9 protein-coding genes are annotated in these 14,802 nt (G+C 57.6%); 6 read left to right on the plus strand and 3 right to left on the minus strand.

Translation table 11 applies throughout. The annotated features are described in order from the left end of the window. Positions 1-101: 101 nt before the first annotated feature. Positions 102-506, minus strand: coding sequence for a CHRD domain-containing protein (locus tag ACFSKT_RS31230; RefSeq protein WP_377717016.1), 405 nt, complete (start codon positions 504-506; stop codon positions 102-104). Between the two features lie 177 nt (positions 507-683). Between ACFSKT_RS31230 and ACFSKT_RS31235 the strand changes: the two genes are divergently transcribed. From ACFSKT_RS31235 to ACFSKT_RS31255, 5 genes are all read left to right on the plus strand, one after another. Then, on the plus strand, positions 684-1,100 hold the full coding sequence (locus tag ACFSKT_RS31235) for an HNH endonuclease (protein WP_377717018.1): 417 nt from the start codon (positions 684-686) through the stop codon (positions 1,098-1,100). 362 nt (positions 1,101-1,462) lie between these two features. Continuing rightward, positions 1,463-3,532, plus strand: coding sequence for a pectate lyase family protein (locus ACFSKT_RS31240; protein WP_377717167.1), 2,070 nt, complete (start codon positions 1,463-1,465; stop codon positions 3,530-3,532). 165 nt (positions 3,533-3,697) lie between these two features. Next, the gene (locus ACFSKT_RS31245; protein WP_377717019.1) at positions 3,698-5,890 is read left to right on the plus strand and encodes a DNA topoisomerase III; all 2,193 of its coding nucleotides are present in this window, start codon (positions 3,698-3,700) and stop codon (positions 5,888-5,890) included. A 295-nt stretch (positions 5,891-6,185) separates the two neighbouring features. Next, entirely contained in the window at positions 6,186-7,232 is a 1,047-nt protein-coding gene (locus tag ACFSKT_RS31250; RefSeq protein ID WP_377717021.1) for a LacI family DNA-binding transcriptional regulator, read from the plus strand. Positions 7,233-7,602: 370 nt separating this feature from the next. After that, positions 7,603-10,176: a DUF4832 domain-containing protein gene (locus ACFSKT_RS31255; RefSeq protein WP_377717023.1), complete on the plus strand. Its 2,574-nt coding sequence runs from the start codon at positions 7,603-7,605 to the stop codon at positions 10,174-10,176. Between the two features lie 45 nt (positions 10,177-10,221). Here the strand turns inward: ACFSKT_RS31255 and ACFSKT_RS31260 are convergent, their stop codons facing one another. After that, positions 10,222-11,535, minus strand: a complete 1,314-nt coding sequence (locus ACFSKT_RS31260; protein ID WP_377717025.1) for a Gfo/Idh/MocA family protein — start codon at positions 11,533-11,535, stop codon at positions 10,222-10,224. A 24-nt stretch (positions 11,536-11,559) separates the two neighbouring features. Further along, positions 11,560-13,098, minus strand: coding sequence for a glycoside hydrolase family 31 protein (locus tag ACFSKT_RS31265; protein ID WP_377717027.1), 1,539 nt, complete (start codon positions 13,096-13,098; stop codon positions 11,560-11,562). A 240-nt stretch (positions 13,099-13,338) separates the two neighbouring features. On the opposite strand from ACFSKT_RS31265, the gene ACFSKT_RS31270 reads away from it, so the two are divergent. Next, positions 13,339-14,652 carry an ABC transporter substrate-binding protein gene (locus ACFSKT_RS31270; RefSeq protein WP_377717029.1) on the plus strand — a complete coding sequence of 438 codons (1,314 nt, stop codon included), beginning with the start codon at positions 13,339-13,341 and terminating at the stop codon, positions 14,650-14,652. Positions 14,653-14,802: the final 150 nt, after the last annotated feature.

The following is a 14,802-nucleotide window of genomic DNA, read 5'->3' on the forward strand; positions in this document are numbered from 1 at the left end:
GCTTCGCCTCCACAATCAACAACCCGACCGCATGAGGTCGGGTTTTGGTGTGGAAAGAATTAGAGAGCAAAGCTCGTTATCCTAAACGATTCATGGTGGTATTATAAGATCTGGCCGCGAATTTCTCCATCTGGATTTTGTACGGTGTGTACATTAACATAGGCGTTGCCGCTTTTAATTTCGTCGACTAGATCAAGGATCGTCTTTCCGCTTAGCGGGCCGACCAAATCATGGCGCGTCAGAGCGCCTCGAATAACGCCTCGGGTGACGGAAATGCCAAATTTCGAGGGCCCGAACAGAAAGGCGACGACAGGACCGTTTTCACCTCTTCGTCCAAGATGAATATGGGCTTGGGTTACGCGGTTAATATCTCGAATGGCTACGCTAAAAAACAACCTATTCCGACTACGGCTAAGCTTAAAAACAGCCTCTCCTGCAGCAATTGTGCGTACAGGAGGCACTTCTTTTCTTCCTTTAAGGAAAGCCTTAAACGTTCTGATATCCATCACCCCATATCATGTTTATGCTGTACTTTATTCGGGATGGGAGCAGATGGCCTGTTCATCTGTCTTAGGATAGATAGATTTTGATAGATTTTGATGAAAATAGATTCGGAGTCTCTAGGCATAGCCGCGAATTTGACGGTAGCTATGAACTAACGCTAGCTTGGGAGGGGATGAAGGATGATCAACGTTCTTAATATAGATGGCCAGCGACTAACCCCTTGCGTGCTTGACCGGGCATGGAGAGAAGTGAATCGAGCGCGCGCCGTATGGATAGACGAGCAGACGATCCAATTACTATACAACCCCTTCTTATATCGCGAGTATCGTAAAGCTGCGCTGAAACGGGATCGCTACACCTGTTTGTGGTGCGGTCGTTCCGGGACGACGGTCGATCACATTATCCCCTCAAGCAAAGGCGGATCGGATCGCCCCTATAACTTGCTCGCGGCTTGCATGGAATGCAACACGAAGCGGGGGGACCGTCCGGCCTTCGCGTATTGGAGAGAAAAGGTGCGTTTCGCGCCGCGTAGGGTGAGGTTAATGTATCGCATTGTGAAAGCTAACGTTCACCATCAACTGAACCGGCTCAGTTGAGCTTATTAATGCAATATCCAACATGACCATCATCACCCCGACCGCCATCCGGTCGGGGTTTGTTAGGTTTGGCTAGGCTACGCAGGATATGTCTGCGCGTTCGCAGGAGGGATTCCAGCCATAATCATGAACTCAGATACGCCGAGAAGGGCGGGAATCCGCCGACAATGATGAAGTAATGATTGTTTCGGGAACGGTTACGGGGCTGGTAAGCTTAGGGTGTTTCGCCGGCAAGTCCATGTCACGATAAAGGAGGGAACAGGCGCGATTTTTTGTAAGCGATTTCAGCTTAATGAGTCAACCACATTTTAGGAGGGATCCAATTGAAGAAAAAAGCAGTCAACCTCATGCATCTGTTACTCATGATGTCGCTTGTCGTCACCTTAATGGTTGGCGGAGTGGGCCGTGCGGGCGTAGCCCATGCTGCCGGCGTTACGATCACGGAGAGTGGAGGCTGGAATGAAACGGCCTATGCGGAATGGGCGCCGGTCAGCAATGCGGAAGGGTACAATGTCTATGTGAAGCCGGCCAGCGCGGCGGATACCCAGTATCGCCAAATCGATAACGAGCTGATTCGCCAATACCCTGCTTATTGGAGGGCGGATGCGGTTGGGCTTGCGGCGGGGAATTATGTGCTGAAAGTCGAGGCCAAGCTGTCGGGCGGCACCACGGCCAGCGCGGTTACCGGGGCCATCACCGTAGCGGCTCATGACCGGTCCGGATTCGCTTTTTCGGCGGCGTCGACCTACGGAACCGGTTCAGGTGCCTACAATGATAATGGAACGCTCAAGAGCGGCGCTCAAGTGGTCTACATCACCTCTAAAACGGCCAAAACGGTGACGCTCGACGTGAAAGTGAGCAGCTCCGGCGAGCGGCAAACCGCCGTGGGCCTTGGCCAAATTTTGAATTTGCGACAGAAGGGGTACGATACGACTCCGCTTGCCATTCGATTCATTGGCAAAGTGACGGCTGCTGATCTGAGCGGACAATTGAACAGCAGCGGATACCTTCAAGTCAAAGGCAAAGGCAATTATGCCGAAATGAATATCACGCTCGAAGGCATCGGAGACGATGCTTACGCTTATGGCTGGGGGCTGCTGCTTCGGTATGTCGGCAATGTGGAAGTACGCAATCTGGGCGTGATGCTCTTCCCGGACGACGGCATCTCCTTGGATTCCGGCAACGTAAACGTATGGCTGCACCATAACGATATTTTCTACGGAACGGCAGGCGGGGATGCGGACCAGGCGAAAGGCGACGGATCCACGGATATGAAGAATGGATCGACCTATAGCACGATCTCGTATAACCACTACTGGGATTCGGGCAAAGCCTCATTGGTAGGCTTGAGCGAGTCGGCCCAATTTTATGTGACCTTCCACCATAACTGGTTCGATCATTCGGATTCGCGTCATCCGCGCATCCGAGTGGCATCCGCCCATATTTATAATAACTTCTATGACGGCATCTCCAAGTATGGCGTTGGCGTAACCATGGGCGCTTCGGCTTTCGTCGAATCCAATTCTTTCCGACATGCCAAACAGCCGATGCTGAGTTCGTTGCAAGGCACCGATGCTTTGGGAGAAGGCACGTTCTCGGGTGAAAATGGCGGGATGATCAAAGCGTTCAACAATAGCATTGCGGATGCGCAAAGTTTGATCTATGCCAACTCCAATGCCGGAACGGCTCCGGCCAATGCGGCTTCCTTCGATGCCTACCTGGCGTCTTCGAGAACGGAAACCGTCCCTAGCTCGTATAAAGCGCTGGTCGGCGGCACGGCGTATAACAACTTCGATACGAGCGTCGATACCGGCGTGAACGCAGCCGATATTGATCCGGTCGGTTCCGTGGAAGCGATTGTGACAGCCGAAGCCGGCCGCATGCATAACGGGGACTTTCAATGGACATTCGATGACGCAGCAGATGATGCCTCGTACGCCATCAACGAGCCGCTGATGGCCAAAATTAAAAGTTATGCGACGAAATTGGTAGCTGTCGGCGGCAATTCGAATCCAACTACCCCGACTGATCCGACGAACCCGACGGACCCGACGGACCCTACGGATCCGACGCCTACGCCGGATCCGGGTACCGGACAACAATATGTGCATAACTTCACCTTGAACGGTACGGCAAGCGACTTCTTCAAGATTCAAGGCGCGCTGTCGACTTCCAAAGGCACCGTCGCGTACAACGGGTTAACGCTCACGCAATGTTTGAAGCTCGAGAGCTCGACCAGCATTACATTCACGACGAACGCGGCATCGACGTTAACCTTGGTGTTCAACTCGCCGGACGGCACCAAAGTTAAAATAGACGGCACCAGTTATTCCATGACGAACGGCATTGTGCGTGTGTCTCTTGCTGCGGGCGCGCATACGATTACGAAGGATTCCATAGCCAATCTTTATTACATGCAGCTCGCCTACTAAATGCAAATTCCCCATGGCGGGATTGGAAAGGCCGCCTTCACGGGTGGTCTTTCTGCGTGGCGACAGGTTCGTTTCCGCCATACGGCGCAAGGATGGGGCTTTTTTGACAGGCTTCCCGCGAATATTCGATAATGGAAGTATGACATGCGCAGGAGGAAAGAGCAGATGAAATCGCTCGTATTGGCGGAAAAGCCCAGCGTGGCGCGGGAAATCGCGCGCGTGCTCGGCTGTACGAATAAAAACAAAAGCTACATCGAAGGTCCGTCTTATGTGGTCACGTGGGCGCTCGGCCACCTCGTCGGTCTCGCCGAGCCGGAGGATTACGACCCGAAGTACAGAACCTGGAACCTCGAGGATCTGCCGATCATGCCGGACCGGATGACGCTTAAGCCGCTGAAGGAGACTTCGGGCCAGTTCAAGGCCGTCCTCCAATTATGCAAGCGGCCCGATATCGGCGAGCTGATCATCGCCACGGACGCCGGACGGGAGGGGGAGCTGGTCGCCCGCTGGATTATGGAACTGGCGCATTGGAAGAAGCCGTTCAAGCGGCTCTGGATTTCGTCGCAGACGGATAAGGCGATCCAAGACGGCTTCGCGTCGCTGAAGCCGGGGCGCGAATATGATCGGCTGTACGCTTCCGCGGTATGCCGGGCGGAAGCCGATTGGCTGGTTGGCCTGAATGTCACCCGGGCGTTGACCAGCAAGTACAATGCGCAATTGTCTGCAGGCCGGGTGCAGACGCCGACGCTCGGGATGCTGATGGAGCGCGAGCGCGAGATTAGCAGCTTCGTGCCGAAGCCCTTCTGGACGGTGTCCGCGGAGTTCGCCGGCGAAGGCTTCCATGCCGCTTGGCGCAGCGAAGAAGGGCACGACGGAAGGTTGTGGTCGCAGGCAGAGGCGGAAGCCGTCGTGGCCCGCACGAAAGGGAAGCCGGCGGTCGTCGAACGGCTGCGGACGGTAGAACGGAGCGAGCCTCATCCGCAGGCGTACGATCTGACCGAGCTGCAGCGGGATGCGAACAAGCGCCTCGGCTTCTCGGCGAAGCAGACGTCGAACGTGCTGCAGCGGCTGTATGAGCAGCATAAGCTGGTGACGTATCCGCGGACGGACTCGCGTTATCTCTCCTCCGACATGGTGCCGACGCTGAAGGGGCGAATGGAGAGCATTGCGGCCTTGCCTTATGCGGCCTTGGCGCGGAAGCTGCTTCGGACGCCGCTTGTGGTCACGAAGCGCATCGTCGACGATATCAAGGTGAGCGATCATCACGCGATTATTCCGACGGAGCAATATGTGAATCTGTCCGCGCTCAGCCCGGAAGAGCGGAAGCTGCACGAATTGATCGTCCGGCGGTTCCTGGCGATGTTCAGCCCGCCATGCCGATATGACGAGACCAGCGTGGTCATCCGGATCGGCGAAGACCGCTTCCACGCCAAAGGGAACGTCCTGAAGGAAGCCGGCTGGAAGGAAGCGTACGGAGGCGTACAGGAGGCCGATTGGTCGGATGGGGAGGACGATGGCAGCGGCGATGAGGCGGCGGATGGAAGCAAAGGGGCTGCGCGCGAGTCTAGCGGCGGACAGCTTCTACCGGCGCTCGCTTCGGGGCAGTCGCTAACGCTGAAGCAAAGCCGGTTGCGCGAAGGAAAGACGCAGCCCCCGGCTCGGTATACGGAAGCGGGCTTGCTCTCCAAGATGGAGAAATACGGGCTGGGCACCCCGGCCACGCGCGCGGACATTATCGAGAAGCTGCTGTCCTCGCAGACAATCGATCGTCAGGGCAACCGTCTGGTGCCGACCGGCAAAGGCAAGCAGCTCATCGAGCTGGCCGCGAAGGAGCTTCGCAGCCCGGAGCTGACCGCAGAGTGGGAGCGGGAGCTGGAGCGCATTGCGAAAGGACAGGGCGATGCGAAGAAGTTCATGGCCGGCATCCGCCAGCAGGCTGCGGCGTGGGTGAACGAGGTGAAGCAGGATGCGAAGGAATATAAGCCGCACAACCTGTCTCATGCACACTGCCCGGAATGCGGCAAACGAATGATGGAGATCAACGGCAAGCGAGGCAAGACGCTCGTATGTCAAGATCGCGAATGCGGTTACCGCCGCGCGGCCGAGCCGGCGCTGTCGAACAAGCGGTGTCCGCAATGTCGGAAGAAGATGGAGATCCACACCGGCAAAGCGGGCAAGTACGCGCAGTGCCGTCCGTGCAATGTCATCGAGATGCTAGGGGACAAAGCCGGCGGCGGGCGGGTTAACAAGCATCAGCAGAAGCGGCTGGTCGAGCAGTACAGCGATAAGGTGACGCTAACCGGCGGGCTGGCCGACGCCCTGAAGGCCGCGCTGGAGGGCAAGAACGAGAAGGAGTGACCGGCGCGTTGGTTGCGCAAGGAGTTGCACGGACTCCAGGGGGTTCTGAGGGAAATGGCCAGGGCACGGAACCTGCCAAAGATCGAGCCAGCCGAATAAGGCTGGCTTTTTGATTGGTAAAAGTTCAGGTGCAGAATCCCCTACGGCATGCGATTCACCTATCTGGGTCCGAACACCGAATAACATGGCGGGCGAGGATTGGCTCGAAAGGTGATAAGCGAGCGATTCTAGGCTTGTTCGGCTTGGTCATTGACGTTTGACGGCATCCATCACTCAACGCTATAATTTTCTTGTTGTGCAAAAATTTTCGCGGGGAAGGGAGGGAGCGCATATGAAGCTCAAAGAAATTGCAAAAAAAGCAAACGTCTCGATCAGCACGGTGTCCCGGATTATCAACAATCAGGGCAATTTCAGCGAGGAGACCCGCAGGAAGGTGCTGGAGATTGCCAACGAGCATTTGACGCCGGGCGTTACTCCCTCCAAGCTGGCCGGCATCCCCTATCAGATCGCGGTCATCGTCCCGGGCCATCACGACTTCTTCGATAATGACCCGTCGACGTCGGCCGACTTGAATCACTTGAAGGAAGAATTCGAAGCCTACGGGCATCACATTCATATCGTGAAGCATAGTCCGGAGGGGCAGTCCCCGGCCTATAAGTATGTGACCGAAGAGAAAGTCGATGCGGCGCTCGTCTTCGACCCGCTGGTCAACGACAAGCTGCTGGAAGAGCTGGAGCGGCTCGGCATTCCGTACTTGCTGACGAACGGGCGAACGTATAAGAGCGGCCACAACTATATCGACTATGATAACCGCAAAGGCGCGTACGAGGTCATTCGGTACCTGCATGGATTGGGGCACCGGAAGATCGGCATTATCGCGGGGCCTAAAAACCATCTGGTGAACGTGAACCGGCTGGACGGGTGCAAAGACGCCTTTCGCGATCTTAAGCTGCCCTGGCTGGACAGCGCGGTCGCCATGGGCGCCTTCGATCCCTCGCATGGTTATGAGGCCGTGAAGCAATTGATGCGGCAGGATCCGGCGATCACCGCGATTTTCACGTTCAACGACATCATCGCGTTCGGGGCCGTGAAGGGATTGGCCGAGATGAACATCCGTATTCCAGGGGACGTGTCCCTGGTGGGCTTCGACGACGTCAAGCTATCGGAGTTCATGGTGCCGCCGCTCACGACCGTCCGCCGGTTCCGCTACGATATCAGCTCGCTCATCGTCAAAGTGCTCGTCGAATTGATCGCGAACAAGAACATTTCGGAAGTCCAGATCAGCTTGAAGACCGAACTGATCGAACGCGAGTCTTGCGCAAGCGTGGCCAATAGGACGTAACGGGCGAGCGGGAACGCGGCGGACGTCATTCAGCCGGGGCTGCACGGAAGGGATACGCGAATCATTCGCGTTCATCGAGCATGTCCCGCATGGTAGCGGAAGAACCGAAGAACCTCTACTTTCACCCACGTGGTGGAAGCAGAGGTTCTTTTTTTGCGCGGTTTCGCGCCAAATAAGGGGCCCAATTATTTCATTGACGCCGCGCCCATCGGTGAACTATACTAAGAGCGCAAAAGTTTGCGCAATAAATTTGCGCGAACCGCAAATCATATAGGAGGGATGATTAATGCAACGTAAGTTTTCAAGGCCGTTTTTGAAAGCGTTTACTGCGTTACTGTCATTTGTCTTGCTATCCGGAGGTTCGCTGGCGATGTCCCATCTCGACACGGCATCCGCGGCGGTCGGTCCCATCACCGTGAACTTGACGGAGACGCAGGAAGCCTTCAAGAACCCGTTCAAGGGATTTCGGCCGACCCGGTTCATGAACGACGCGGGATTCTCGAATCATGAATACGGGACGGTGTTCAAGCACTATATCAAATACACCGACCTGGAGAATGCAGCGACGGACTCCGTGCAGAAGATCAAGGATTGGAGCAACACGGCGTGGGCGGGTATCGAGAATCAGAATAAAAAGGTCATTCCGCGCGTGTTCATCGTCTATCCGAACGGGGGCGAGTATTGGCCGGCAGGCGTACCCCATGGCGACGTGACGACGCAGTGGACGTCGGATGCGCTCAAGAACCGGCTGACGGCTTTCATCCAGAAGCTCGGTCAGGCATGGGATAACGATCCCCGCGTCGCGTATGTCGAGCTGGGCTTGTGGGGGAATTGGGGCGAGCATCATATATGGCCGGATAAATTGGCTGACGGCACCGACCGGATTCCGCTCAGCTTTCAGACGGCGCTTGGCAATGCCGCTTCGCAGGCGTTCCAGAACAAGAAGGTGCAGGTGCGATATCCCGATACGTTCCAGAACTTCAACTTCGGCTTCCTGTGGGATTCCTTCGCCCTGATCGACGATCTGGCGGGCGGGGAGGGCATCGTAGCCCGCAACGTGTGGCGCACGCAAATCAACGGCGGCGAGATTGCCTACGATTGGGGGCAGAAGCATATTCAGCCCGGCGATTCGCCGAATGACACGCTAAGCGATCCGGTCCATCGCGACTATGTCATCGATTGGATCAAGAAGACGCATACGACCAGCCTCGGTTGGGTGGATCTGTACGATGCCGGCAATGCCGCGGTCTCGCAAGGCGCCGCGCTGATGCAGAAGGAATTCGGGTACCGGTTCGTCCTTAATCAGGCGACCTTCTCCGGCAGCGTGCAGCCGGGCGGGACGATGAACGTCTCCTTCCAGGTCGTGAACAAAGGCTCGGCGCCGTTCTACTACAACTGGCCCGTCGAAGCGAGCCTGCTGAATAGCGATCGCACGGTCGCTTGGAAGGGCATCTTCACCAACGCGGACATTCGGACGTGGATGCCGGGCGACGGTTGGAACAGCTCGACGCGCCAATATAATCAAGCGCCTGCCGTGCAGCAGGTTTCGGGCGCGTTCGCCATTCCGTCCAACATGCCTGCGGGCACCTACACGCTGGCGCTATCGATTCTGGACCCTTACGGCTACAAGCCGAGCGCCAGATTCGCCAATGCCAACTACTATACGGGCGGACGGACGCCGCTCGGCAAAGTGGGGATCGGGATGGATCCCGCGAATCAAAACCTCGGCCCGTTCGATCAGCTGAAGCCGGACAATACGCTGTCGTACAGCCTGACCCAAACGCCGTATAATGGCGGCTACAGCGGGGGAGGAAGCGCGGATACGCAAGCGCCGAGCGTGCCGGGCAACCTGGCGGTAAGCGGGAAGACGTCGAATAGCGTGAGTCTGACCTGGACGGCTTCCACCGACAACGTCGGCGTAACCGGTTATGATATTTATCGCGGCGGAATAGCGGTAGGCTCCGCGAGCTCGACGGCCTTTACGGACACGGGCTTAAGTCCGGGCACGGCCTACAGCTATACCGTCCGGGCGAAGGACGCGGCGGGCAACGTCTCCGGCGCCAGCGGCTCCGTCAGCGCGACGACGAATGCTTCCGGCGGCGGCGGTACCGGAACGGCCTATGAAGCGGAAGCCGCGGGCAATACGCGGACCGGGGCGGCGGTCGTGGCCGCATGCGCCACCTGCTCGGGAGGCTCGAAGGTCGGCTATATCGGGAATAACGATGGCACGCTGCAGTTCAATGGCGTAAGCGTGCAGACGGCCGGGACGTATACGATGACGGTGTCCTACCTCGGCGCGGAGGCCCGTTCCGCACAAATTCGCGTAAATGGAGGATCGCCCGCGACGCTCAACCTGCCGAGCACAGGAAGCTGGACGACGGTCGGCACCGTTCAGGCGCAGGTACAGCTGAATGCAGGCAGCAACACCATCCAATTCTCCAATCCGACGGGATGGGCGTCCGATCTGGACCGCATTCAGATTAACGGCGGCGGCGGCGGAGAGACCGGGACGAACAGTCTGCTGCTGGATAACTTCGATGGTTCGCCGGGCTGGCCGGGCAGCAACGATCTGGGCAAATGGTCGGGCGCCAACGGATTCGTCAATCAGGCGGGCGTCATCGAGTCCGGCGCGTTGAAGCTGCAGTATAACAACGACGGATGGTTGGGCACGGATATCACCCAGAACATCGGCAATTATTCGAAGATGGTCATACGCATCAAGGGCTTGAACGGCGGCGAGCAAAATCACGTGCAGCTCACGATCGGCGGCGTCACCCGGACGCTGGCGGCGTTCAGCGGGGATACGGTCACGACCGGCTACAAAAATATCGCGATCGATTTGGCTGCGAGCGGCGTGGACCGCGCAAGTCCCGGACAGCTGACGATGACATTTTGGCACGGGGGCGCAAGCACCGTCTGGATCGACGAGATTCGCTTCGAATAAACGCCAAAACAAGACCGGCCCGCGAATTACGCGAGCCGGTCTTTCTTATCCCGATTGGGATCCATGCGTCTGCTCACCCGCATCGTCCCACGAAGCCGCGGCAAGCGACTGCCGATAACGCTTCATGTCGATGACGGTCCCTCCGCTGCGTCTGGATTCCTCGGCGGCGAAGGCCATGAGATGGCTCTCCAGCGAGGCGGCCGCGGACGTCAGCGTATCCCGGTAGCGTTCATGCCGAAGGTCGGACAGAAACTGCCGCATGATCCCGTCGTCGCCGCCTTGATGACCGCCTTCGCCGGCCGGAACCGGAATGACGGTCTGCGTCCCGGAGGCGAATTCGAACAGCTCGATGCGTCCGCTTAGCAAATTGCCGCGAATCTCTCCTTGGGTCCCCATAATCTGGACGATGCGATTCATATCGCGCGTAAACCCGCACATGCTGAACATGACCGTCACGCCATTTTCGAATTCCATATTGACCGTCTGGTGATCCACCACGTTATTGTCCGTCCGGTACACGCATTTGCCATACGGACCTTCCAGGATGGCCTTCATGCGATTCGCTTCGGTCGGCGGATCGGCGATGAGCGCCGCGAACCGATTGGCTTCCAGGTCCTGCATATAGAAGCGCGGCGCCGAATAGGGACACGTCGATTCCGCCTTGCAGCCGTCCGTGCAGCGGTCGGTCGAGCCGGCGGGCGCCTGGTCGAGCCGGAAGTGGCCCAAAGAACCGAAGGAGCTCACCTTCGCGCAATCGGCGTCGACGATCCAGCGGATCAGGTCCATATCGTGACATGACTTTGCCAAGATCATGGGGCTAGCGAGCGCGTCGTTCCGCCAATTCCCTCTCACGAAGCTGTGCGCGTAATGCAGGTAGCCGACGTTCTCGTTGTGTTGAATGGACATGACTTGCCCGATCCTGCCGTCTTGCACGAGCTGCTTGACGGTTTGCCAGAACGGGGTGTAACGCGAGACGTGGCAGATCGAGAGCAGGCGATCTTCCTCCCGCGCGATTCGTTCCATCTCCACGCATTCCGCCGGACTGTGGGACATCGGCTTCTCCAGCAGGACGTGATACCCTCTGCGGAGCGCGGCCGCCGTAGGCTCGAAATGCATCTGATCCTGCGTGCAAATGAGAACCGCATCGCAAAGCTTGGGCCGGCTCAGCAGCTCTTCCCAAGTGGCATACAGCTGCGCCGAAGTCAGGTTGAACGCCTCCGCGAATCGCGTTCTTCGCTCTTCGTGCGGCTCGGCAACCGCGACCACCTCGGCCTCGTGCGGGGAACGCAGGACATACGGCATGTAGGATAAGAAACCCCTCGCCCCTGCTCCGATGACGGCTAACTTGATCTTCCTCATAGCATCCTCTCCTAACAGAAGCGATTAGATTTTGCGATACCACGGCAGCCGCGATAGCGGCGCGCTCACTTCGGCGCGGAGCGGGCCTTCGACGACGCTGCCGTCATCCCCCAGCCATCGGCCTTCCGGGAATTGAATCCGGCGAGCCGTCTGTCCCTTGACCAGGACGGGCGCCACCAGAATGGCATCGCCGAGCATGAATTGATCCGTCACGGCATGGAAGCCTTGCTGCGGATACACGAACTCCAGACTGCGCAGAATGGGGAGTCCTTCCTCGGCAGCTTGATCCGCCAGTTCGGCGAGCAGGGGACCGAGCGCCGTGCGGATGCGTAAGGCGTCCATGCACCAGGACAATTCGTCGCCGCTCAGCACGCGCCATGGCGCCATGGAGAATTGCATCGCCGGGAATAACGCCGAGCATTGGACGAAACGGACGAACAGCTCGGCATCGAAACGGAAATGAGGCGAATTAATATCCCCGTCCATCCCGCCGCCGACCATATCCGGACAATTGTAGGCATAGCCCATCAAACCTTGCGCGATCGCATTGGGAATGAGTCCCCCAAGGCCGGTCGCCGCTTCCCAGGAGTGCGTCTTGTCGCGCTGCCGCTGGATGAGCGCCTGCCCGCCGAGCTTCCAGCACATGCGCAGTTCGCTAAGCGGGTATCCGATTCCGAGGCGAGCATAGGCTTCGCAATCTTCCATGGGGCGGACGGGGTTCGGCCACGCGACGGATTGCGTCACATCGTTCAGCAGATCGGGGAGAATCGGCTCGCCGGCATCGAGCTTGAACCCGTCCACCGCGTAATCGGCCACGAGCCGGTCCAACTGCTGCTTGAACCACGCGGCCCCGGCCTCGCTCGTATAATCGACGACCGCGCTGTATCCATTCCACCATCTCCGCAGCACCGGCGTGCCATCGGCATGCTTCATCAGCACGCCTAAGTCACGCAATTGCCGGAAAGTGAGGCTGTCGGGACTTACGTACGGGCACACCCACAGCATGATTTTGAACCCTGATTCGTGCAGCGACGCGATCATCCCCGCCGGATCGGGAAAACGATGCTTGTCGAAGTCCCACGTGCCGTAGTCTTGCATCCAATTGTCGTCGATGATCAATACGCCCGGAGGGAAGCCGTTGTCGATAATCGATCGCGCATAGTGAAGGAGCTTCTCCTGCGTCGGTTCATAGAACATCTCCACCCACGTGCAGTACTGCGGCGCCGTGAAGGCGAGCTTGTCGGGCGTCACGCCGGAAGGCGGAAAATAAGTTTGGCAGGCATGCCGGTAAGCGCCTTGAAGGGAGCCGTGTCCTTCTTCAATCACGAGCGCTTGCGCGTGATCGACCGTAAGGGTGCCGTCCTCGACCGAGAAGGCGAACGGTTCCTCGGACCATACATACCTCCCTAAATTCGAGAGCAATAAAGGCGAGGCTTGATTATCGTCCGTGACGCGCAAATCGCGCGAATGCGGTCGGTCGCCGAACGGCATCGCATGCCCTTCGTTAATAACGCCGCCCCACCAGTACTCGCCGGGCTTTCTCGACAATGCAGTGATCGTCATCTCAGACACTCCTAATCGTTGTTATGAAATAATTTGCGCAATTATTTACTCATAGTATGGAGAAAATGGGGGGTGAATGCAAACCTTTTTTATCTTAATTATTAGGCATCCCACCTTAAAAATGAGGCATTTCAAGCGGGTGTACAGTTCTACTACAATAAAAATGTAACCAAGCAAGATGATTCGCAATGCGATTTACGCAAATTTTTGCCTAAATCACTTTAGTAGGGGGAAGTCAGAATGGGGAAAAGAAACAAGTTTTCGCTGCTGATGGTCACGGCGCTCGCCTTGGTCACGGCTGCCTGCAGCAACAACGTCAACAACGCGCCGGACAATAAGCCGGGCAGCAATGCCGGGGGAGATGCGAGCGGCTCCCAAAAGAACGTGACGCTGACCTATTCCATCTGGGATAAAATTCAGCAGCCGGCCATGGAAGCGATCGCCAAGGAGTTTACGGCAGAGCATCCGAACATCAAGGTCAAGGTCGAAGTCATCCCTTGGGGGGATTATTGGACCAAAATGTCCGCGGCCGCGCCATCCGGCACGCTGCCCGACGTCTTCTGGATGCATGGCGGTCAATTCATCAAGTACGCGAGCGGCAAATTTCTGGAGCCGATCACGAGCAAGGTGCAAGCGGGCGAAATCGATCTGAATAATTACGCGGCGGACCTGGCCTCCATCTATACGCTGGACGGCGAGAACTACGGCGTGCCGAAGGACTTCGACACGATCGGCTTGGCGTATAACAAGGAATTGTTCGATCAAGCGGGCATTCCGTATCCGGACGATACGTGGACGTACGCGAAGCTGGCCGAGACAGCCAAACAATTGAGCCAGCCGGACAAAGGCATCTATGGCTTCGGGGCGAAGCTCGATACGCAAACCGGCTATTGGAACGATATTCTCGCCAACGGCGGGCACATCCTATCCGACGATCTGAGCAAGTCGGGGTATGACGAGCCGGCGACGATCGGAGCGCTGCAAGCCCGCTACCAAATGATTCAGGACGGCGCGTCGCCGACCCATCAGCAAATGACGGATACGGAAGCGACCGAGATGTTCAAGTCCGGCCGGTTGGCGATGATCTTCGACGGCTCCTGGCGGATCAGCGACATCGACAGCAGCGAAGTGATTAAAGGCAAGTGGGATTGGGCGAAGCTGCCCGTCGGCAAGTCGAAGCGCGGCAATATCATCAACGGCTTGGGCAACGTCATGTCCGCGGCCGGCAAGAACAAGACGGAGGCGTGGGAATTCCTCAAGTTCCTCGGCTCGAAGCGGGCGTCGGAAATCACGGCGGAGATGGGCGCGGCGATCCCGGCGTTCAACGGCACGCAGGACGCGTGGCTGAAGTCGAGACCGCATCTGAAATTGAACATCTTCACGGAGCAGGTCGCCGACGCGATTCCATATCCGAGCGGCACGCTGGCGTACCCGGTCTGGTTCGCGAAGGAGCCCGAAATCATGTCCCAAGCGTGGGGCGGCGCCATGCCGGTCGAGGAAGCCGCGAAGAAGGTCGCCGAGATGATGAATCAGGCGATCGAGGAAACGAAATAAGCGTTTCGTCCTTGTCCGGGAAATTATGCAACCATTCATGTTGTAGTTGAAAACGTAAAGCGTGTCCGCGAGAGCGGACGAAAGCGAGGGTCGGTACGAAGTCTCGCCAAGTGTGCGAAGTGACAGGTTCAAACCCCAAGGCGTACCGTC

Source organism: Paenibacillus xanthanilyticus, assembly GCF_042682185.1.
GTDB lineage: Bacteria > Bacillota > Bacilli > Paenibacillales > Paenibacillaceae > Paenibacillus_Z > Paenibacillus_Z xanthanilyticus.